The sequence below is a fragment of the Bradyrhizobium sp. 155 genome (genome assembly GCF_023101105.1).
GTDB classification, from domain to species: Bacteria; Pseudomonadota; Alphaproteobacteria; order Rhizobiales; family Xanthobacteraceae; genus Bradyrhizobium; species Bradyrhizobium canariense_D.
Map to the genome: position 1 here is coordinate 701,862 of NZ_CP064704.1, position 20,883 is coordinate 722,744.

Sequence of the window (20,883 nt, forward strand, 5' to 3'; positions counted from 1 at the left end):
ACGTGTTTGCCGCAGCATTGCACGGAAAGCCAGCAGGTTTCACCTGTTTTGGTGCAAGTGTTCGAAATGTTCGGCATATAGCGCACCGATATTCGGCAGAGAAAGCTTCTGCTTGCCGCTAGGCTGTAGATGCCCGGCGAGCTCGCTGCGCGCCAACAAGTCATCGAGCATCTCGCCGCGTGACACGAAGGGTCCCTAGATGGGGTTTCTTTTCAATTCCGATGCCGCTCGGGGCGCAATTTTCCGCCAGATATTTGCGCGCGAGCTCCCCGATCTTGAATTCTACCAGGGTAGGAAAAGCATCGACCCGGAAAAGGTGCGGTATCTGCTGACCTGGAACGTGCCGGACGACGTCTCGCGTTATCGCAATTTGGAGGTGCTCTTTTCGATCGGTGCCGGAGTCGACCAGTTCGTGCCCGAGATCATACCCGATCATGTGATGCTGGTGCGTATGGTCGAGGATGGCATCATACGCATGATGCAGGAATACGTCGTGCTTGGCGTGCTGGCGCTCCATCGCGAGATGCTCGCATATCGGGAGCAGCAGAGAAGGGGCGAGTGGCAAGATATTGTCACTCCACAGGCGACCGAACGCCGCGTGGGTTTCCTGGGCGTTGGGATGCTGGCGCAAGCGGCAATCGATCGCCTCAAGCCCTTTGGATTTTCCCTTGCCGCATGGAGCCGCAGCAAAAAGGTAGTCGAGGGCGTCACCTGCTTTCATGGCGACGATCGGCTAGGCAGTTTCCTGAGAGGAACGGATATTCTCGTCTGTCTTCTGCCCCTGACGGAGCAAACCCGCGGCCTCCTGAACGCAAAACTCTTCTCGCTTTTGCCGATGGGAGCGCGACTGCTGCATCTCGGCCGCGGCCCGCAGCTCGATCAGGCCGCACTCATCGAGGCGCTCGACAGCGGCCGCCTCGCGGCAGCTATGCTCGATGTCACTGACCCCGAGCCGCTGCCGGAAGGCCATGCGCTCTGGGCACATCCGAAGGTCATGATAACGCCGCACATCGCATCCGTGACGCAACCGCATACGGCGGCACAATCCGTCGTAGAAAACATCAGGCGCCACCGCGCGGGAAAAAATCCGATCGGGCTTGTCGATCGAACACTCGGCTATTAACCAGGGATAATGCCATGTCACTTCTGATTACTATCGATACCAATCCGGACTTCGCACCAAAGAACACCTTGCCTGCTCCGGAACGACTCATTTCGGGCAATCCATCCTTCAAGACCTGGGCGCAGGACGCCTCCAAAGCCGAGAAGGTGCTGACCGGCGTCTGGGAAGCAACGCCCGGCGAGACCCATTCCATCAAAGGCACCACTTACGAGTTCTGCCACATCATCTCGGGTCTCATCGAAATTGAGGAAAAGGGTGGTGAGACCAGGACTTACCGCGGCGGCGACAGCTTCGTGATGAAACCGGGCTTTGTCGGCGTCTGGCGCACGATCGAGACCGTGCGAAAGATCTACGTCAGCGCTTATGACTGAGCGCAATGCTCAGAGCGGTCGAAATCTGGCTTGGCAGAACAATCGACTTTCAAAGTCGCGCCTGACCGGCTTCAGCGCCGTCAGGCAATTCTCGATGAAAAAATGCGGTGTGCGGCCTTTATTGCTCAAATGAGCCGGCTTTGCTCGCCAGTCGCAAATCCAAGAGCGTTCTCGTAGTGCAGACCTGCTCGGTTGGCAAGCAGGAATGGCGGAGTTGGGCCCGAAGGCAAAGGAACATGTAGATGATTGCATTGAAGGACAAGGATCTGTTTCGCCAGCAAGGGCTGATCGGCGGCAATTGGCGAGATGCGAGCGCGAAAGCCACTGCCAATGTCATTGATCCTGCCAGCCAGAACGTCCTTGGTACCATCCCCGATATGGGGCGTAACGAGACTGCGGCTGCAATCAACGCTGCGGCTGATGCGTTCAAAGCTTGGAAGAAGACTACTCATGCAGAACGCGCGGCACTTTTGGAGCGTTGGTATGAGCTGATGCGGCAGCATGAGCAGGATCTGGCGCTCTTGCTGACTCTGGAACAGGGTAAGCCGCTTGCTGAATCGCTCGGAGAAATCCGCTATGGGGCATCCTTCGTAAAATGGTTTGCGGAAGAGACACGCCGGATCAACGGATCGACCATCCCTTCACCCACTGCCGATCGCCGCATTCTGGTGCTGAAAGAGCCGGTAGGCGTCTGCGGGATCATCACCCCCTGGAACTTTCCTAACGCCATGATCACGCGCAAGGTGGCACCTGCGCTTGCTGCGGGCTGCACCGTGGTCATCAAGCCATCTGAATTTACGCCATTTTCGGCGCTCGCGATCGGCGTTCTTGCGCAGCGGGCAGGGATCCCGGCGGGCGTGATTAATATCGTGACGGGCATGCCCGCGGAAATCGGCCAGGAACTGATGGACAATGAAACTGTCCGCAAGATCTCGTTTACCGGGTCGACTCGCGTCGGCGCATTGCTGATGAAAGGCGCCGCCGCCAACATCAAGAAGCTCAGCCTCGAGCTCGGCGGCAACGCGCCGTTCATCGTCTTTGATGATGCCGATGTTGACCGGGCCGTCGAGGGCGCGATTGCGTCGAAGTTTCGTAATGGCGGACAGACCTGCGTTTGCTCCAATCGCATTCTGGTGCAATCCGGCGTTTACGATGCCTTTGCGAAAAGGCTCGCCAGCCGGGTCGCAAAAATGAAGGTCGGTGCCGGCACCGAAGAAGGTGTCGAAATCGGACCAATGATCAATGGCGCGGCGATAGAAAAGATCAAGCGGCACGTCACAGACGCCCTGGACAAAGGCGCGAAGATCATCTCGCAGAGCGAACGTATGCCGGAAGGTCGGCAGTATGCGCGCCCCGTCGTGCTCGGTGAGGCAACGACTGACATGCTCTTGGCCTCAGAAGAGACGTTCGGACCAGTCGCGCCGCTTTTCCGCTTCGAGACGGAGGACGAAGCGATCGCGATCGCGAACGGCACGCCCTTCGGCCTTGCCGCCTACTTCTACACTGAAAACCTCAAGCGCTCGTGGCGCGTTGCCGAGGCGCTGGAATTCGGCATGGTGGGCCTGAACACCGGCCTGATCTCGACCGAGGTCGCGCCGTTCGGCGGTGTAAAGCAGTCCGGGCTGGGGCGCGAAGGATCCCAGCTCGGGATAGATGAATATCTTGAGATCAAAACGCTTCATGTCGGCGGATTGGAATAAGGGGGCGATTCCTGGTTTCAGGAGAGGAATCGAAGGGTTCTCCGATTTTGCGGCGGACCGCATCCGCGCGACAACACCATGATGCCTCGACAGCGAAGTAACACAATTCTGTCGGATGAGTAGTTCGAACACAGAAAAAGGGAGCGGTTGAACCGCCCCCTTTATTCATCACGCAACAGTCTCTACTGAAATTTTCGAAGGTCTACGTGCCGCGAAAGAGCCCGAAAAGGATACGCCTTCACGCACTTCTTCGAAGGGGCTCCAAGCCGACTGCGGCGGCGAGCCCGCCGATGTCAGCGACCTCAGTGTATTCATAGAAGGGATTCGCGGGCTCATGACCGCGGTTCACCCACACCTTGCTCTTGATGCCCAGGTCGTAGGCTGTCATCAGGTCGTAGCGGAAGGAGGATGAGACGTGGGTGATATCTTCCGGACCGCAGCCAAGCTTGTCCAGCATGTATTCAAAGCCTTTCATGTGCGGCTTGTAGGCGCCGGTTTCCTCGGCCGTGATGACCGTGTGGAAGGGCGCGCCGAGCTTCTCGACGTTCGACATGATGAGGTTCTTCATGGAATTCGACAGGATGACCAGCGGAATCTCCCTGGCAACTTTGGCCAGACCCGCCGGGACGTCGGGGTGTGGACCCCATGTGTGGATCTCTTCATTGATGCGCTGGGCATCCTCCGGCCGAAATACGACACCGTTGCGCTTGCACGCGCGCTCTACCGAATTATGCACGACCTCGAAGTATGGCTTCCACGCGCCAAGAACTTCGTCCAGGCGATAGGCGGCGAAATCCTTGATGAAACTTGCCATCGTCGTGGCAGAAAGCTGGGAGCCGTAGACTCGCCTTGCCGCACCGGCCATGTCGAAATTCGTCAGCGTGCCGTAGCAATCGAAAGTGATATATTTCGGTCGGAACTCGGTCATGTCGTGGTATCCTCCAATCCTCTCGGCACCGCGTGCCAGTACGACAAGCATCATAATGAGCATCGCGTAAGATAAAGCGCCGCTTTCGCTGGAGCCGGAAGCAGATTGTGTCGTATCGGCTCGAAGCCTTGGCAGAGAGTTGCGCCAAGCAACCTTTCGAGTTGAACAGCACCGCCACGCGGCGGACGCCGCCGCGGTATAAGATGCGGCGTCGATCAAAAACGAAAGTCAAAACTCCTTTGGCTCAGGCGCAGCTTGGGAGGAACTGCTGTCGTCGATATCCTACTTTGCGTTTCGGGTTGATATGGAGGCCGAAATGTTGAGCAATTCGCTGATCGAGCTGGACCGCGCACATCTGGTTCACCCGGTCTCATCCTATCGCGGTCACGAGGCCTTGGGTGTGCGGGTGTTAAGATCAGCGAAGGGCGCGACCCTGACCGATGCATCGGGACATCAATTGCTCGACGGGTTTGCTGGTCTGTGGTGTGTCAACGTCGGGTACGGACAAGAGAGCATCGTTGAAGCTGCCACGAAGCAGTTGCGCGAGCTGCCTTACGCGACGGGCTATTTTGGGTTGGGCTCCGATCCGGCCATCCGGCTGGCCGCCAGGTTGGCCGAATTGGCGCCTGGCGATCTGAACCATGTTTACTTCACGCTAGGTGGCTCCGATGCCGTCGACAGCACAATCCGATTTATTCGGTACTATTATCATGCCAAGGGTACGCCGCAGAAGGATCAGTTCATTTCCGTCGAGCATGGCTACCACGGATCGTCGACGGCAGGGTCCGGCTTGACCGCGATCCCCGCCTTTCATGCGGGCTTTGGGGTACCTTATAGCTGGCAGCACAAAATTCCGTCGCACTATACCTATCGTAATCCTGTCGGTTCCCATCCTCAGGCTATCATTGCTGCGTCGGTCGCGGCCCTGCGAGCCAAGATCGCCGAACTTGGCGCAGATCGCATTGCGGCTTTTTACGTCGAGCCAATTCAGGGATCAGGGGGTGTCCTCGTGCCACCGCCATCTTGGTTGAAAGCCATGCACGCCGTTTGCAAGGAGAACGATATTTTGTTCGTAGTCGATGAGGTCATCACTGGCTTTGGTCGTGTCGGCCCATTTTTCGCCTGCGAAGAAGACGACGTCGTGCCGGATTTCATGACCACCGCAAAGGGTCTGACGTCGGGCTATGTGCCGATGGGAGCCGTTTTCATGTCCGACCGCGTCTACAACACGATTGCGGACGGAGCCGGCAAGACGGCCGTCGGCCACGGCTACACCTATTCCGCGCATCCCGTCAGTGCAGCGGTCGGGCTCGCGTGCCTGGATCTTTACGAAAATGGCTTGTTGGCAAACGGCCGAAAGGCGGGGCACCGCCTGATGGAAGGCCTTCGCGCGCTTGCCGATCATCCACTTGTCGGCGATGTCCGTGGTCGCGGCATGCTGGCCGCAATCGAGCTCGTCACGGACAAGGAGCGCAAGACGCCCCTGCCGGCGGAAGCTGACGCCGCGCGCCGCATATTCGACCGCGCATGGGACAACGGTCTCGTCATCCGCGCCTTTGCCCAGGGCGTGCTGGGTCTTGCGCCCCCGCTCTGCTGCACGGATGCGGACATCGACGGCATCATCGAACGAACTCGCATGACGCTCGACCAAACCCTCGAAGACAGGGACGTCCGCGCGGCGATGAAAGGATAATCACTGCGCCTGTCATTCCGAGGCCAGAAAAAGCCTGAGCCGTAGCGCCGGCCCGGCGATCTGCCCATGCTCCCCGGGGTGGAGGATTGTTCTTCAGCTATTGAATATGCTTTCGAGAGGCAGATGGGATTTCACGATCGGGGACTTCAGCACGACAAAACTGAAGTATTTGTCGATTCCGATATCCATCTCGACGAGACGTTCCATCAGCGCTTGATATTCGCTGATTCCCGCTGTGATAAACTTCACCAGGTAGTCATATCCGCCCGAAACCAGATGACATTCGACGACCGAATCTATCTTTTCGATGGTCGTGAGAAAGCGCGCGAAATCGATCTGGCGATGATTTTTGAGCGTGATCTCGGCGAACACAGTCAGAGTTTGTCCGAGCTTGGAGACGTCGATCTGGGCGGAATAGCCGGTGATGAAGCCCTCCGTCTGGAGCCTCTTGACGCGCATCAGGCACGGGCTCGGGGAAAGGTTTATCAGCTCTGCGAGCTCGACGTTGGAAGTCCGCCCGTTCTTCTGCAGTTCGCATAAAATCCTGATGTCGATCTTATCGAGCTTCATAGGCAATGCCATGAGATGGGAGCCATAGCGGCGTCAAGGCTTTGAGGCTTCAGCGTCATACGCACTGTCATAGCACCAACCAGCATCCTTTCCCACCGGGCGGAGAGATTGCTTTTCAGAACTCGGCGACCTTGCCCCAGGCACCCGTTTTCAGCCGCTCCGGCCTGTATGGACGCGGGTCGACGATCGGTGCAGTACCAGTAATGATGTCCGCCATCAGGTGCCCTGCGCCGGGACCAATCCCGAAACCGTGTCCGCTGAACCCGGCCGCAAGGATAAAGCCCGGAATCGCCCCCACCTCACCGATGGCGGGAACGCCATCCGGTGTGCTGTCAATATAGCCGGCCCAGACATTGGAGATTGCGACGCGACGGAGTTCAGGCAGCAATTCGCAAGCTCTTTTATGTGTCAGCCGAATCTGCCGCATGTCGGGACGGGGATTAAGTGTCCGGTTCAGCTCCATCGGGGTCGTCTCATCGAGCGCCCACTTCGCCAAGGATTCATGACCTTGGCGCATGCCCTCGAATGCTCCAGGGGCGAGACTGCGCCAGCGGCGAGCAAACATCGGCACGAATTCGCGGGCGAACCTGAATTGCTGCGGCGTTGGATCGACTCGCGCGCGCCCGCTTATCGCCAGCGTGTACCCGCCGCTGCTACGCCGCGTGAGCGACACGACTGCAGTGTGCAGGGCGTCGGGCAGACCCGCCGCGCCAGGAGCCACGGCGAGAATGGACTGGCGCACGGACGCCTGTGGGAAGCGAATGCCGAGCTGGTTGCAGAACGAAGAGGCCCAGGCCCCTCCTGCCATGACCACCGTGTTGGTCCGGATTGTGCCCATTTCGGTCACTACGCCGTTCACCCGGCCGGCACGGAGCTCTATGCCGCGAGCGGCGCAGTGCTGGTGCACCGTGCCGCCCGCCGTCATCATCGCACGCGCGACCACGGGCACAGCCTTCGAAGGGTCTGCCGTTCCGTCGGTTGGAGAGGAGACGCCGCCTTTCCATTTGCGGCCCGTCGCTTTGCCTCTCTCGCTAGCTTCGTTCGTGCTCAACATGTGTGTCGTAACGCCGACCGTCTTTGCAAAATCGCGCCATTTCGCCCAGCAGGTCAGCTCATTCTCGTCATTCGACAGATAGAGAAGCCCGCAGCGGCGGAAGCCCGTGTCTTCCCCGGTCTCCTGTGCTACTCTCTCCCAAAGATCGAGACTCTTGGTGGCGATCGGTAGCTCGCGTGCGTCGCGATTCTGTTGACGGCACCATCCCCAATTGCGACTGGACTGCTCGGCGGCGACACGCCCCTTCTCTAGCAAGGCGACCTTAACGCCGCGGCGGGCGAGATAGTAAGCCGTGAACACGCCCACCACGCCGCCGCCAATGACGACGACGTCAGCCTCTTGAGGCAGAGACGGGCTTGATTCAATATGGATGAGCGGCGCACTCATGAAGCGAGGACTCCCGGCGTTTGACCTATCGTAGCTGAGCATTCGCGGCAGGTGCTCTGCGGGAATTTGTGATTAGACGGAATATTCTGCGGTTTGCCGACTACTGTTCAAGCTATTATTGCGAGAACACGTTGCTCGCGCCCACCTCATTCGCCAAAGCACCAGGGCATCAGGCGTTGAGCGCGTGCAGCCGTGCCGTGCACAAGGCAGGCCGCCTGAGAGTTCTCTCGTCGCGGCGCAGACTGAAATGCCAGATGGCACTTCGTTTTCAGAACTTCCTGCTGCCCATACGGCGCGTTTCGGCGACTCTGGGGTGATTGAAGCAGTCAAACTCGCGAATGCCGGGTCAATGTCGATCAGTGGCAGAAGTTCTAAAGGGACGCTGGATGAGCCTTGTCCAGGAACAGACCTCCACAAGAGCAATCAAGCTGGATGGGACTGTTAGCTCCACGAACTTCGATTCAGTGATCGAGTTGGCCGCTCGTCCGATGTTTTGGCTTGAGCGACAGCTTTTTCCTGTCGAGCACCAAGCTTTGAATCATGTCGCACTCTCCGAACAGGGAATGGCAAAATGAGCGGCGAATTTTCGACCTGTCCGATCGTCGCGGCGGCAACAATGGCCGAAGAGCCAATCCGCAGCAGAATGACCCAACGCCGTTGAAAGGGGAGACTGTTCAAATGGCCTCTGCCTCTCAGGCTGTAGCTTCGGAAGATGTGGCACTCTCGGTGCGCGAACTGACCGTGAGCCTGCCGGCCGGGATGGAGCGGGCTCACGCCGTCGAGAACGTCTCCTTTGATCTGAAGCGGGGTCAGATACTGTGCATCATTGGAGAGTCCGGATCGGGCAAGTCGGTCACAGCCAATGCGATCATGGGGCTTCTGCCCAAGGCGATACGTGTTGCCTCGGGTTCGATCGACCTGAATGGGACCGACATCGTAGCCATCTCGCCCGATAAGCTCCGCAACCTTCGCGGCCGCGTCGTCTCGATGATCTTTCAAGATCCGCTCTCAGCGCTCAATCCGCTGATGACCGTGGGCGCGCAGATCGAGGAAGTGATGGCAGCGCACGACGTTGGGACCGCGAAATCCCGTCGCAGCCGCGCCATAGACTTGTTGGTTGAGGTCGGCCTTCCCGATCCGCAACTCATGTATCACCAGTATCCATTCCGGCTTTCGGGCGGGCAACGGCAGCGGGTGATGATCGCCATGGCGTTGGCTCTTGAGCCCGCGATCCTGATTGCGGACGAGCCGACGACCGCCCTCGACGTGACGACGCAGGCGCAGATCCTCAAACTGATCCGCGACATTCAGCGCCGCAAGGGAATGAGCGTGATGTTCATCACCCATGACTTTGGAGTCGTGGCGGAGATTGCCGATTCCGTTGTGGTGATGGAGAAGGGTCATTGCGTGGAGCAAGGCAGTGCCGAGCAGGTGCTCAAGTCGCCCAGTCACCTCTATACGCGCCGCCTGATCGCGGCCGTGCCGCACCTGACCGGCAAGGACCGCAATCCCTTGGAAGCCGCCGACAGGGCGTCAATCCTGAAGGTCGAGTGTCTGGTCAAGACCTATCGTAGCGGCAGTGCGCTTTTCCGTACGCAGCGCATCGTGCCTGCGGTCAATGGTGTCTCGTTCGATCTCACGCAGGGCCGCACGCTAGGCGTTGTCGGAGAAAGCGGTTCGGGCAAATCGTCGCTCGGGCGGCTGCTGATCAAGCTCATGGAGAGCGACGGTGGCTCGATTTTCTTCGAAGGCCGCGACGTCGCCCGGCTTACCGAGGCCGAGTTTAGGCCGCTAAGGCCAAAAATCCAGATGATCTTCCAGGATCCTTTTGCGTCGCTCAACCCGCGCTCGACGGTCGGGCAAATTCTCACAGTCGGGCCGGTCGCGCATGGCGTGCCGCACAGAGAGGCTGGTGAGCGGGCGCGGGAGCTTCTGTCCCATGTCGGCCTGGATTCAGGCGCCTTCGACCGCTATCCGCACGAATTTTCCGGCGGTCAGCGCCAGCGCGTCGGCATCGCCCGTGCGCTGATGTTCAAACCACAACTGCTGATCGCCGACGAAGCCGTCTCCGCGCTTGATGTCTCGATCCAGGCCCAAATCCTGAAGCTGCTGGATCAGATTCAGCGGGAGACCGGCGTCTCGATGATCTTCATCACGCATGATTTGCGCGTTGCCAGCCAGATTTGCGATGAGATCGCCGTCATGCATCGAGGACAGATCATCGAACGCGGACCGCCGTCGCAGATCTTCCTGGACCCGAAATCCGCCTACACGCGCGAGCTCGTCGCTGCCATCCCCGGCGAGCAGCCAAGGGGCGCTCGCGCGCTCGCGGGAGTCAATGAATACCGGCGGGACACAGCCAAGAACGAGGAGAGGTCATGACGGAAGCCTATTTTGACTCGAGCTATTCACGGCGCAATGCACTTCGATTGATGGTGGCCGGGGCTGCCGGCCTCGCTGCACCAGGCCTGTTGGGTACGCCCGCCTTCGCTCAGAAGGCCCCCGCCAAACCGAGCGGTCGCATCGTCGTCGGACTTGGACAAGAGCCGACCGTCTTCAATCCGCTGATGGCGCACATTGAAGTCGATGATGGTGTGCATTTCTCGGTTTTCGACGCGCTCTTCCGGATCGACCCAAAGGGTGAGATTGAGCCCAACCTTGCCGTCGAAGTACCGAACCAGAAGAACGGCGGCATTTCGGAGGACGGCCTCAAATGGCGCATCCGTCTGCGTGACGGTGTGCGCTGGCACGACGGCAAACCCTTCACGGCCGAGGATGTGAAATTCACCCTCGAACTGATCACCAATCCCGCCTTCCGGAGTTGGCGCACAGCTGGCCATGCCCTCGTGCGCGACATCACGGTGATCTCGCCCACGGAGATCTCGTGGCGAATGGAACAGGTTTTTGCGCCTTATCTTTCGTTCCTGACCGAAACCTTCATCGTGCCCAAGCACATCCTCGAGAAGGAGGCCAATCCAAACAACGCCGCCTTCAACCAGGCGCCGGTCGGCACCGGCGCATTCAAATGGGGTAAGCGGGTTGCAGGCGATCATCTCGAACTCGTGGCTAACCCCGAATATTTCGGAGAAGGCCCACACATCGAGAAGCTGATCTTCAAATACATTCCCGATCTCACCGTCCTCTACACTCAGTTCAAGAGCGGTGATGTGGACCTGATGGGGCAGCCGTACATCACAGCTGATCATTACGAGGAAGCCAAGGCGCTGGCGAACCGAGTGGTGACACTGGTCCCAAAGGCTTCATTCGAGTCCTTTTACCTGAATTTGGAGCGTCCACAGTTCAAGGAACTTGCAGTCCGTGAGGCGCTCTACGCAGCCATCGACAAGGAATCGATCATCCAGGGGCTCTATTACGGCGTGCCGACTCCGACGGAGACCTTCATGCCGAGGCAGTCCACCTACTATAACCCCAATCTTCCGGCACACGCATACAATCTGGACCGCGCGCGCCAGATCCTCGACCAAGCCGGCTGGGCGCCCGGGCGGGATGGCGTTCGTGCCAAAAGCGGCGTCCGTCTGTCCTTTGCCAGCTCGACCACGTCAGGCGATCCGCTTCGCGAGCAGGTGCAGCAGTTCTTGCAGCAGACATTTGCTCAGTTGGGCGTCGAGATGAAGATATCGAACTTGCCCGCCGCGGTGATGTGGGGCGAGTTCTGGCAGCAATCGCAATTCGATTCCGTGATCGTCGGCAGCACGTATCTGATCGGCGCCGACCCGGACGTGACCAATCGCTTGCACTCGCGTGCGATTGCAGCGAAGGGCGGGCGTGGTTCGAATAATGCGCAGTATTCAAATCCAGAGGTCGATGCCTTGCTCGACCAAGGCGCTCGCAGCTTCGATCCGGACGCGCGGCGCTCGATCTACCGTCGCGTACAAGAGCTCGTTCGCCGCGACCTGCCCTTCCTGCCGCTGTACCAGACCAATTCGGTCCAGGGTAACAAGAAGGGCATTTCCGGCGTCGTGCCGAACGTCAACACGCGCACCGAATCCTGGAACGCGCTGGCTTGGTCTTGGGCGAGTTGACGTATCGCCGCCCGAGGCCCGTATAGGCGCAGGGCGGCGCCTAGGCGCTGTCAAGCTAACATGGAGACTCGAATGCCCGGGTTCCTGCTTAATCGCTTTTCGCAAAGCATCGTGCTGTTGGTGATCGTCTCGATCATCGGCTTCACGGTGCTCAACTTCATGCCGGGCGGTCCTCTCGCGCAGTTCGGGCTGGATCCCGGCATGACCCAGAAGGACATTGAGCGACTGGCAGAGCAGCTCGGGCTGAACCGGCCGTTGTGGATTCAGTATTTTGATTGGGCCTGGCGGTTGGTTCAGGGCGACTGGGGTCACTCTTTCCGCGACGGAACGCCGGTGCTGGCGGTGATTGGGCGTCACCTCTTCGCTACGCTGCTGCTGATGGGGACTTCCACGGCACTGGCCATCGCCCTTGGTTCCTGGATCGGGATCCGCGGTGCCACCCACCGCTATTCCCTGTTCGATTATTGCGCGACGATTGGCGCCATGGTCGCGCTGTCGGTCCCGACCTTCTGGTTCGGCCTCGTCGGCATCTATATCTTCACGTTGAAGCTCGGTTGGGTGCCTGCAGGGAACATGTACACGATCGGCGACGGATCGGTGCTGGACTACTTGCATCACCTGATCTTGCCAAGCTTGGTGTTGTCGCTGGTCCATGTCGCGGTCTGGAGCCGCTACATGCGCACCGCGACCCTTGATGCGCTGAGCCAGGATTTCGTCAAGACGGCTCGTGCCAAGGGCCTAAGTGAGCGCCGCATCCTGCTGAAGCATGTCGTCGGCAATGCGCTGTTGCCGATGATCACCCTGGCTGGGGTGCAGTTGCCGAGCATTCTGACCGGCGCGTTGGTCACTGAGACCATCTTTACCTGGCCGGGAATGGGGCGGCTGTTTCTCGACAGCCTCGGCTACAGTGACTATCCGATGGTCATGGGGCTGTTGATATTCTCAGCCATCCTTGTCGTGCTGGGCAATCTCGTCGCAGACATCCTTGTCGCACTCGTCGATCCGCGCATTCGTCTCAGCTGAAGACGCCGGTTCGTGCCGTCAACAGGAGTCCCCCGTTATGACTGACATCTCCGCCCACCTCCCTCCAATTCGCTGGTGGCACAGCCGCGGGGTGCGCCGGTTCATGCGACACCATCTGGCGCTGCTCGGGTTCGCGATGATCGCCCTGCTCGTGTTGGCGTGCGTCGTGGGCCCCTACGCCTTGCCTTACGATTCGCTCTATATAGATCTGCGCGCCCGCTTTGCTCCTCCCTTGAGCGGTCATCATTATTTCGGCACCGACCCGTTGGGGCGAGACTTGGCCGTGCGACTCTTGATGGCCGGGCGTGTCTCGCTACTGGTGGGATTCTCCGCGATGTTGTTGTCAACGCTGATCGGAACGCTCGTCGGCGTGACCGCAGGCTATCGCGGGGGCTGGATCGGAGCCGCGCTGATGCGCACGGTGGATGGCTTTCTTTCCTTCCCCTCGATTTTCCTCGTGCTGGCGTTGGCCGCGACGCTCCGGCCCAGCCCGATGATGATCACTGTCATCATTGCTGTCACGAGCTGGATGGAGGTTGCCAGGATCGTCGAAGCCGAGGTCCGTTCGCTGCGCGAGCGCGAGTTTGTCCAGGCCGCGCGCATGGTCGGTCTGAGCGGCAGGCACATCATGCTTCGCGAAATTCTGCCCAATGCCACGGGTCCGATCATCGTGGCCGCAAGCCTCACCGTCGCCCGTGCGATTCTTCTGGAGGCCTATATCAGTTTCCTTGGTTACGGCATCCAACCACCGCTGCCCAGCTGGGGCAATCTGCTCAACGGCGCCCAGCAATATCTGGCCAGCGCTCCCTGGCTTGCCATCATTCCAGGCGCTGCGATTACGATCGCAGTGACCAGCTTCAACTTCATCGGCGACGGGCTGCGCGATGCGCTTGACGTTAGAGATGACCACATTTGACGGCTTGAGCCCAGGTGGCAGGCAGCGGACAGCGTTGAAGGCTATCCAGCAGAACCTCTTGATAGCGTAGACGTCGCAAGCATCGCGTTGGCTGATCAGAATCCGTCTTGTCAGTAATCCAAGGCCACTTTAAACACACGAGAAGTCAGCGACATGCACGAGCCCAGAGCCGCAGAGAAGGACACGCCCTATTGGTGGGAAGCCGCACCACTTAGGTCGCTGCCTCAACAGACTCTTCCCAAGAAACTTGACGTGCTGATCGTGGGCGCTGGCTATGCCTCTCTTTCGGCCGGGCTGGTGCTGGCGCGCGAGGGACGCTCGGTTGCGGCCTTTGACGCGATGAGTCCGGGCGAGGGAGCCTCGACGCGCAACGGTGGAATAACCAGCGCGAGCATACGGCCGGATTACGCCGCGATCTCCCGACGCTTCGGCGCAGACAAGGCGCTGGCAATCGAGGCGGAAGGCAAGATCGCCCGCGAGTTCCTTTACGATTTCATCAAGACCGAGGGGCTTGCCTGCGATTTCCAGCTGGTCGGGCAGTTCAAGGGCGCGTTCGGATATGAGCAGTACGACACGATGGCGCGTAGCGCGGAAGTATTAGCGAAGAGGCTGCGGATCGAGTCTCACGCCGTACCTTATGCCGAGCAGCACAGCTACATCGGCACCGATGTCTACCGGGGTGGAACAGTCCGGATGGATATCGGAGGGCTACAACCGGCGAAGTTTCACGCTGAACTGCTTCGCGTGGCGCTCGCTTCGGGCGTCGCGGTTCATGCGGATACGCCCGTCATCTCCATCGAGAGAGATGGTTCCGGATTCCGTATCGTGACCTCGGCCGGTTCGGTGCAGGCGCGTCATGTGCTGGTTTGCACGAATGGCTATACTGATAGCGCCGTTCCCTTCCTGCGCCGCAGGCTGGTCCCGGTTCGCAGCCGGATCATTGCAACCGAGGAGCTCGCACCTGACGTCATGGCGCGGCTGATGCCCAAACGCATGATGATGACCGAGAACCGCCAGGTCGGGTTCTATTACCGCCCATCGCCCGACGGCAAACGTATCCTGTTAGGGGGGCGCGACAGCTCTCGTGTCGGTAACCCGGTGGCTCCAAAGCTCCTGCTGCGCAAGGGGTTGGTGAACCTTTTCCCCGAACTCGAGAATGTTCACCTTTCGCACAGCTGGTTCGGCAATGTGGCGATGAATCGCGACATGCTCCCGCGCATCTTCGAAGAGGACGGTGTGGTTTATGCCACTGGCTTCTGCGGTTCAGGCGTCGTCTGGGCGCCTTGGATCGGGATGCACGCGGCCCACAAGCTGATCGGAAACCACGAACGGGCGCGCACCGCCTTTGACTTCCGTCCGCCGGACTCCATCCCGCTCTATCGTGGCGATCCCTGGTTCATGCCCGCCATGATCTGGGGATATCGGATGCAGGATCGTTTTGCGCTGTGGCGCGACCGCCGCTGACGGCTGGAAACTCCATCGGGCATTCCCAAAGGTACAACTCAGGTCATGGAGCTGGCGGCACTGCCGCCTCTCGAAAGAAGAGCATCGATGCACTACGTATCCACGCGCGGACATTCAGGTCGCAGACAGTTCTGCGAAACATTGCTTGAAGGCCTCGCCGAGGATGGCGGGCTGTACGTACCTGAGACCTACCCGCGTGTGGACGCCGCTACATTGGATGCGTGGCGTGCCTTGTCCTATCCCAGCCTGGCCTTCGAGGTCCTGTCGCTCTACGTCAGCGATATTCCGCCCGCTGACCTGAAGGCAATCTGCGAAAAGACCTACACGCCCGAGATCTTTGGAACCTCGAGCATCGTTCCGCTTCGAAAGCTCGAGACGCGGCTTTACCTCCAGGAATTGTCGAACGGTCCTACGCTGGCGTTCAAGGACGTGGCCATGCAGTTGCTCGGCAATCTGCTCGAGTACGAACTGGCACGGCGGCACGACGAATTGAACATTCTTGGGGCGACCAGTGGCGACACCGGGAGCGCTGCGGAATACGCAATGCGCGGCAAGAAAGGGGTGCGGGTCTTCATGATGTCGCCCCTCGGACGGATGAGCTCCTTTCAGCAAGCTCAGATGTTCAGCCTGCAGGACGACAACATCCACAACATCGCCATAGATGGCGTGTTCGACGACTGCCAAGACATCGTCAAATGTGTGTCCAGCGATCTGGAATTCAAACGACGATATAAGATAGGTGCGGTGAATTCGATCAACTGGGCCCGACTGGTCGCGCAGGTCGTCTATTACTTCTCCGGCTATTTTCAAGTCTCCGAAGGGAGGTCAGCAGGCGTTGACTTTTCCGTGCCTTCAGGAAACTTCGGAAACATCTGCGCTGGTCATGTTGCGCGCATGATGGGACTTCCAATATCCCGTCTCGTCCTTGCGACCAACGAAAACGACGTGCTCGACGAGTTTTTCCGCAGCGGCATTTATCGCGTCAGAAGCCGAGCTGACACGCTTGAAACATCGAGTCCTTCCATGGACATCTCCAAGGCGTCAAATCTCGAGCGTTTCGTGTTCGACTTGCTCGGTCGCGACGCCCGTCGGACGAAATCGCTGTTTGAGAACCAACTTTGGGAATGCGGTTCGTTTGACCTCAGCGGTGATCCCAGCTTCGTAACGGCGGCGGCGCGTTTCGGATTCCGCAGCGGCAGGAGCACTCATGCCGATCGACTGGCGACGATCCGTGACACGTGGGAGCGCTACAACACAATGATCGATCCTCACACTGCGGATGGTGTGACGGTCGGGCGCATGCATGCGAGCCCCGAGACGCCGATGCTTGTGCTCGAAACTGCACAGCCAATCAAATTCGCTACGACGATCAAGGAAGCGTTAGGCCGGCAACCAGATCGTCCGCAACGGTTCGATGGACTAGAAGGGCTGCCGAGGCGAGTCAAAGTCCTTCCCCCGAATGCACAAGCTATAAAGAACTACATTGCGGACATCACGCAGGGTGCAACCTGTTGAAGGGTCGATTCCGGATCGAAGAGTGTTTCAGCCGTGGCTGTATTTACGGTGCTGTCACCCGACGAGGTCGCAGCGTTCGTTCAAGCGCGCTATCGGAGCGATCCGCGGTTGATGCCCGGTATCGTTCCGGGCCATCGGATGCCGGAACGGGATCGCGCTGCGGCGTGGCGAGACGCTGACAGCACATCGTCCCTTCTATCGGATCATCAATGCAATTCCCTGCCGAACTCTGCGTCAGCCTGATCGCGTAATGCTGTCGCAGCCAAGATACGCTGCAATTCGCGGGAACATCGTCAGATGGACCTCGCCGTGTCAGGCGCTGACGATTAGTCCGCTAACCCAAGCATGAGACGTCGACGCATCATGGCAACCGAAGCTACCCAAGCCGGAGAACGCGAGATTGAAGACGTGGCCCTAGTCCCTTTCGCGAGAGCGCATCTGAAAGGTGCCTTGAAGCTCTCGCAGGAGATGTCTTGGCCGTATCTGCTCAAGGATTGGGAATTTGCGCTGCAGCTTGGCCGCGGTTTCGTGGTGACGAGTGCGGGTGCTGTGGTGGGGACCGCGCTGTGGTGGCCTTACGGCGACACCCATGCTTCCGCCGGAATGGTCATCGTCTCGAAAGCCGTTCAGGGACGGGGGTACGGGGCCCGGCTGATGGACGCGCTGCTCGCGGCGGCACGACCACGAATCGTCACGCTGAATTCGACCGCCGAAGGCCTTGCGCTTTACGCACGCCGCGGCTTCGCCAGCATCGGCATGCTGCACCAGCATCATGGCGTTCCTGGCCAGGGCCGCGACATGCCGCCGGTCGGAAACGTCAGAGCGATGGTTCCGTCGGACTTCGAGGCCATAGTCGGTCTCGATCACGAGGCCACCGGCTGGATGAGGCGCGAGATGCTGAACCGGCTGATCGAGGTCGGTTGCGGCTATGTCCTGCTGCGTGACGGCATACCCCGCGGCTACGCCATTTCCCGTCTCTTCGGCCGCGGGCATGTCATCGGCCCTGTGATCGCCGAAAGCCCGACCGATGCGCGCGCATTGATCGAGGCCGCGCTCGCGCCCCTCGGGAGTGTTTTCGTCCGGATCGACACCTCCGCCTCCTCGCAACTCGGTGACTGGCTTGGAAACATCGGCCTGCAGAAGGTCAGCGACGCCACCACCATGGTCTTGGGGACGCAGATGCCATGGACCGGGCCGGCGCGCACGTTCGCGGTCGCCAACCAGTCGTTCGGCTAGGAGACCTTGAGATGCAACGCCCCGATATGCGCCGGACGGATAGCCAGAACGCCGCGCCACGCGAGATAACCGCGACGGTCGGCGCACTGGCGACGCCGGCCCTCCTGCTCGACAAAGACCGGCTGGATCGCAATCTCGCCCGTCTGTCCTCTCGTATGGCCGCGGCTGGCGTCGTGCTGCGCCCCCATATGAAAACCGCGAAATCCATCGAGGTTGCCCAGCGCGCCTATCCCTCCGGGCCGGGGCCGATCACGGTCTCCACCTTGGCGGAGGCTGAGTACTTCGCGCAGTACGGTTTCCGTGACGTGACATATGCCGTCGGCGTGGCACCGCACACCGCTGAAAGGGCGATGCGTCTCCGCAAAGCCGGCGTTGACCTTAAGGTGCTGCTCGATTCGCCTGAACAGGCGGCGATGTTGGGCACGGCAGCGCGTGCCGCCGGCGTGACGCCCTCCGCCTTCATCGAGATCGACTGCGACGGCCATCGCGGCGGGCTGACCGCCACCGATCCCAAGCTCATCGCCGTCGCGGCGGCCCTGGCCGAGGCCGGCGTCACGCTCGCCGGCATTCTCACCCATGCCGGCGAATCCTACAGCCTTTGCTCGTCCGATGCCCTCGTCGCGGCCGCAGAGAACGAAAGGGCCGTGGCCGTGGCGGCCGCGGAGACATTGCGGGCGGCGGGGCATGAATGCCCGGTCGTAAGTGTCGGTTCGACGCCGACCGCCCATTTCGCCGAAGGCCTGACCGGCGTCACGGAGATGCGGGCCGGCGTCTACATGTTCTTCGATCTGGTGATGCACGGCGTCGGTGTCTGCACGACCGACGACATCGCGATCTCGGTTCTCGCCACCGTCATCGGCACGAAGCCGGAGAAGGGATGGATTTTGGTCGATGCGGGCTGGATGGCACTGTCACGTGATCGCGGCACCGCGGCGCAGCGGGTCGACCAAGGTTACGGTCTCGTCTGCGATCTGTCCGGCCAACTCTATCCGAATCTGATCGTCGCGCAGGCGAGCCAGGAGCACGGCATCCTCGCCATAAGGTCCAGATCGGCTGCAGCCCTCCCGCATATCCCGATCGGCGCGAAGGTCAGGATTCTGCCCAATCATGCCTGCGCGACGGCGTCACAGCACGAACTTTACAATGTCATCTCGGCGGGAAGTGACGCAATCGAAGCTCAGTGGCCGCGGATGCGCGGCTGGTAGATCTGAAACAGAATCGGGCGGCGATTTGCGCATGCCCAGCTTCCGCTGGTCGGCGTCTATTACCGGATCAAGGATCGCTTCCAATGACCTCGGCCGTTCGACACCTGACGGAAGCCGGCTTCCTCGGCAAATTTTACATCGACGGAGAATGGCGGAAGCCGACAGGGTTGGCGACGGCGATCGTCGTCAATCCGGCGATCGAGCAGCCGGTCGCAGAAATCGCGCTCGGCGATGACGAGGATGTAGACTGCGCGGTCGTAGCCGCGAGAAAAGCCTTTACCGGCTGGTCCCGTAAGCCGGCTGCCGAGCGGGCGGCGCTGCTCGACCGGGTTCAAAGTTTGCTTCTCGATAGACTGGAGCTGTTTGCGCAGGCCATCACGTGCGAGATGGGGGCCGCCATCACTTACGCGCGCCGCGCCCAGGTGCCGCTCGCTGCCGAACATATCCGCGTCGCGCGTGACAATCTCGCGACCTATCCGTTCATCGCCACGCGCGGCAGCACCGCGATTATGCGCGAGGCAATCGGCGTCTGTGGTCTTATCACCCCCTGGAATTGGCCCCTCTACCAGATTACGGCCAAGGTCGCTCCGGCGCTGGCAGCTGGCTGCACGGTGGTGTTGAAGCCGAGCGAACTTTCGCCGCTGAGTGCCCTGTTGTTCGCCAAGGTGATGGACGATGCCGGCTGTCCGCCCGGCGTCTTCAACCTCGTCAACGGGACAGGTCCAGTCGTGGGGACCGGTCTGGCGTCGCATCCGCAAGTCGACATGATCTCGATCACCGGCTCGACGCGGGCAGGCGTTCTCGTCGCGCAAGCAGCGGCGCCCACCGTCAAGCGCGTCGCACAGGAGCTCGGCGGCAAGTCACCGAACATCATCTTGCCGGATGCGGATTTGAGCCGGGCTGTTCCGCTCGGTGTCGCCGCCGCCTTCCGCAATCTCGGCCAATCCTGCAGCGCACCGACGCGTATGCTTGTGTCCCGCTCACAGATGGCAAAGGTCGAGATCCTGGCGGCGGCGGCCGCTTCTGAATTGGTGGTCGGCGATCCGCTTGCGGAAAGCACGACCCATGGTCCGATCGCCAACCCGCCGCAGTTCGAGCGTATCCAGGCCATGATCGGCATCGGCCTGGAGGAAGGCGCCAAGCTTGTCATTGGCGGGCCGGGGCGGCCCAACGACCTTCAGGTCGGCCTCTATGCGCGGCCGACCATCTTCTCGAACGTCAATCGCGACATGAGAATTGCGCAGGAGGAGATCTTCGGCCCGGTGCTGTCGATCATTCCCTACGATAGGGTCGACGAGGCGGTCGAGATTGCCAACGATACCGTCTACGGCCTCGGCGCGCATGTGCAGGGCACGGATATTGAAACGATGCAGGCGGTCGCCGGGCAGATCCGGTCTGGTCAAGTTCATCTCAACTATCCCGACTGGGACCCGAACGCACCTTTTGGCGGATACAAGCGTTCCGGAAACGGCAGGGAATACGGCCGCGAGGGCATGGAAGAATATCTCGAGACCAAGGCCGTTCTCGGATTCTATCGATGAAATTCATCTCGGAAAGCGAATCGGCTTCCGCTGACGCGGAAGTGTTTCCGGCGGTGATCGCACACGCGTCGAATCGACGAACACCTTCTCAAGTCGGGTTCAACGCCTGATAGC

The 20,883-nt window shown here is 60.1% G+C and carries 16 protein-coding genes; 13 read left to right on the top strand and 3 right to left on the bottom strand.

Annotation, left to right across the window (positions count from 1 at the left end; genetic code table 11):
• Window positions 1-199 precede the first annotated feature (199 nt).
• The 3 genes from IVA93_RS03395 to IVA93_RS03405 all read left to right on the top strand — a co-directional run bounded on the left by IVA93_RS03395 (window position 200) and on the right by IVA93_RS03405 (window position 3,194).
• On the top strand, window positions 200-1,123 hold the full coding sequence (locus tag IVA93_RS03395; protein ID WP_018453183.1) for a 2-hydroxyacid dehydrogenase: 924 nt from the start codon (window positions 200-202) through the stop codon (window positions 1,121-1,123).
• A 14-nt stretch (window positions 1,124-1,137) separates the two neighbouring features.
• Window positions 1,138-1,494, top strand: a complete 357-nt coding sequence (locus tag IVA93_RS03400) for a cupin domain-containing protein (RefSeq protein WP_018453184.1) — start codon at window positions 1,138-1,140, stop codon at window positions 1,492-1,494.
• 242 nt (window positions 1,495-1,736) lie between these two features.
• Complete coding sequence (locus IVA93_RS03405) at window positions 1,737-3,194, top strand: NAD-dependent succinate-semialdehyde dehydrogenase (RefSeq protein ID WP_018453185.1); 1,458 nt, start codon at window positions 1,737-1,739, stop codon at window positions 3,192-3,194.
• A 238-nt stretch (window positions 3,195-3,432) separates the two neighbouring features.
• Here IVA93_RS03405 and IVA93_RS03410 read toward each other — a convergent pair whose 3' ends face one another.
• Window positions 3,433-4,122 (bottom strand): haloacid dehalogenase type II, encoded by a 690-nt coding sequence (locus IVA93_RS03410; protein ID WP_018453186.1) that lies wholly within the window; start codon window positions 4,120-4,122, stop codon window positions 3,433-3,435.
• Between the two features lie 316 nt (window positions 4,123-4,438).
• Between IVA93_RS03410 and IVA93_RS03415 the strand changes: the two genes are divergently transcribed.
• Window positions 4,439-5,815 carry an aspartate aminotransferase family protein gene (locus IVA93_RS03415; protein WP_026232478.1) on the top strand — a complete coding sequence of 459 codons (1,377 nt, stop codon included), beginning with the start codon at window positions 4,439-4,441 and terminating at the stop codon, window positions 5,813-5,815.
• 93 nt (window positions 5,816-5,908) lie between these two features.
• Here IVA93_RS03415 and IVA93_RS03420 read toward each other — a convergent pair whose 3' ends face one another.
• Both IVA93_RS03420 and IVA93_RS03425 read right to left on the bottom strand, forming a co-directional pair.
• On the bottom strand, window positions 5,909-6,385 hold the full coding sequence (locus IVA93_RS03420) for an Lrp/AsnC family transcriptional regulator (RefSeq protein ID WP_018453188.1): 477 nt from the start codon (window positions 6,383-6,385) through the stop codon (window positions 5,909-5,911).
• A 115-nt stretch (window positions 6,386-6,500) separates the two neighbouring features.
• Entirely contained in the window at window positions 6,501-7,826 is a 1,326-nt protein-coding gene (locus IVA93_RS03425) for an NAD(P)/FAD-dependent oxidoreductase (RefSeq protein ID WP_247299260.1), read from the bottom strand.
• Between the two features lie 678 nt (window positions 7,827-8,504).
• On the opposite strand from IVA93_RS03425, the gene IVA93_RS03430 reads away from it, so the two are divergent.
• The 9 genes from IVA93_RS03430 (at window position 8,505) to IVA93_RS03470 (ending at window position 20,769) form a co-directional block, all read left to right on the top strand.
• Window positions 8,505-10,208, top strand: a complete 1,704-nt coding sequence (locus IVA93_RS03430; protein ID WP_039798616.1) for an ABC transporter ATP-binding protein — start codon at window positions 8,505-8,507, stop codon at window positions 10,206-10,208.
• Window positions 10,205-11,869 carry a peptide ABC transporter substrate-binding protein gene (locus IVA93_RS03435; protein WP_085361104.1) on the top strand — a complete coding sequence of 555 codons (1,665 nt, stop codon included), beginning with the start codon at window positions 10,205-10,207 and terminating at the stop codon, window positions 11,867-11,869. The genes IVA93_RS03430 and IVA93_RS03435 overlap by 4 nt, the downstream gene beginning before the upstream one ends.
• A 72-nt stretch (window positions 11,870-11,941) precedes the next feature.
• Entirely contained in the window at window positions 11,942-12,892 is a 951-nt protein-coding gene (locus tag IVA93_RS03440; protein WP_018453192.1) for an ABC transporter permease, read from the top strand.
• 37 nt (window positions 12,893-12,929) lie between these two features.
• The gene (locus tag IVA93_RS03445; RefSeq protein ID WP_026232479.1) at window positions 12,930-13,808 is read left to right on the top strand and encodes an ABC transporter permease; all 879 of its coding nucleotides are present in this window, start codon (window positions 12,930-12,932) and stop codon (window positions 13,806-13,808) included.
• Window positions 13,809-13,961: 153 nt separating this feature from the next.
• On the top strand, window positions 13,962-15,272 hold the full coding sequence (locus IVA93_RS03450) for an NAD(P)/FAD-dependent oxidoreductase (RefSeq protein WP_247539632.1): 1,311 nt from the start codon (window positions 13,962-13,964) through the stop codon (window positions 15,270-15,272).
• Window positions 15,273-15,359: 87 nt separating this feature from the next.
• Window positions 15,360-16,787: a threonine synthase gene (gene thrC, locus IVA93_RS03455; protein WP_247360895.1), complete on the top strand. Its 1,428-nt coding sequence runs from the start codon at window positions 15,360-15,362 to the stop codon at window positions 16,785-16,787.
• A gap of 450 nt (window positions 16,788-17,237) precedes the next feature.
• A complete protein-coding gene (locus IVA93_RS03460; RefSeq protein WP_018453197.1) occupies window positions 17,238-18,023 on the top strand; it encodes a GNAT family N-acetyltransferase in 786 nt (261 codons plus the stop codon).
• Between the two features lie 11 nt (window positions 18,024-18,034).
• Window positions 18,035-19,228 (top strand): alanine racemase, encoded by a 1,194-nt coding sequence (locus tag IVA93_RS03465; protein ID WP_198293338.1) that lies wholly within the window; start codon window positions 18,035-18,037, stop codon window positions 19,226-19,228.
• Between the two features lie 83 nt (window positions 19,229-19,311).
• Window positions 19,312-20,769 carry an aldehyde dehydrogenase family protein gene (locus IVA93_RS03470; RefSeq protein WP_247453594.1) on the top strand — a complete coding sequence of 486 codons (1,458 nt, stop codon included), beginning with the start codon at window positions 19,312-19,314 and terminating at the stop codon, window positions 20,767-20,769.
• Window positions 20,770-20,883: the final 114 nt, after the last annotated feature.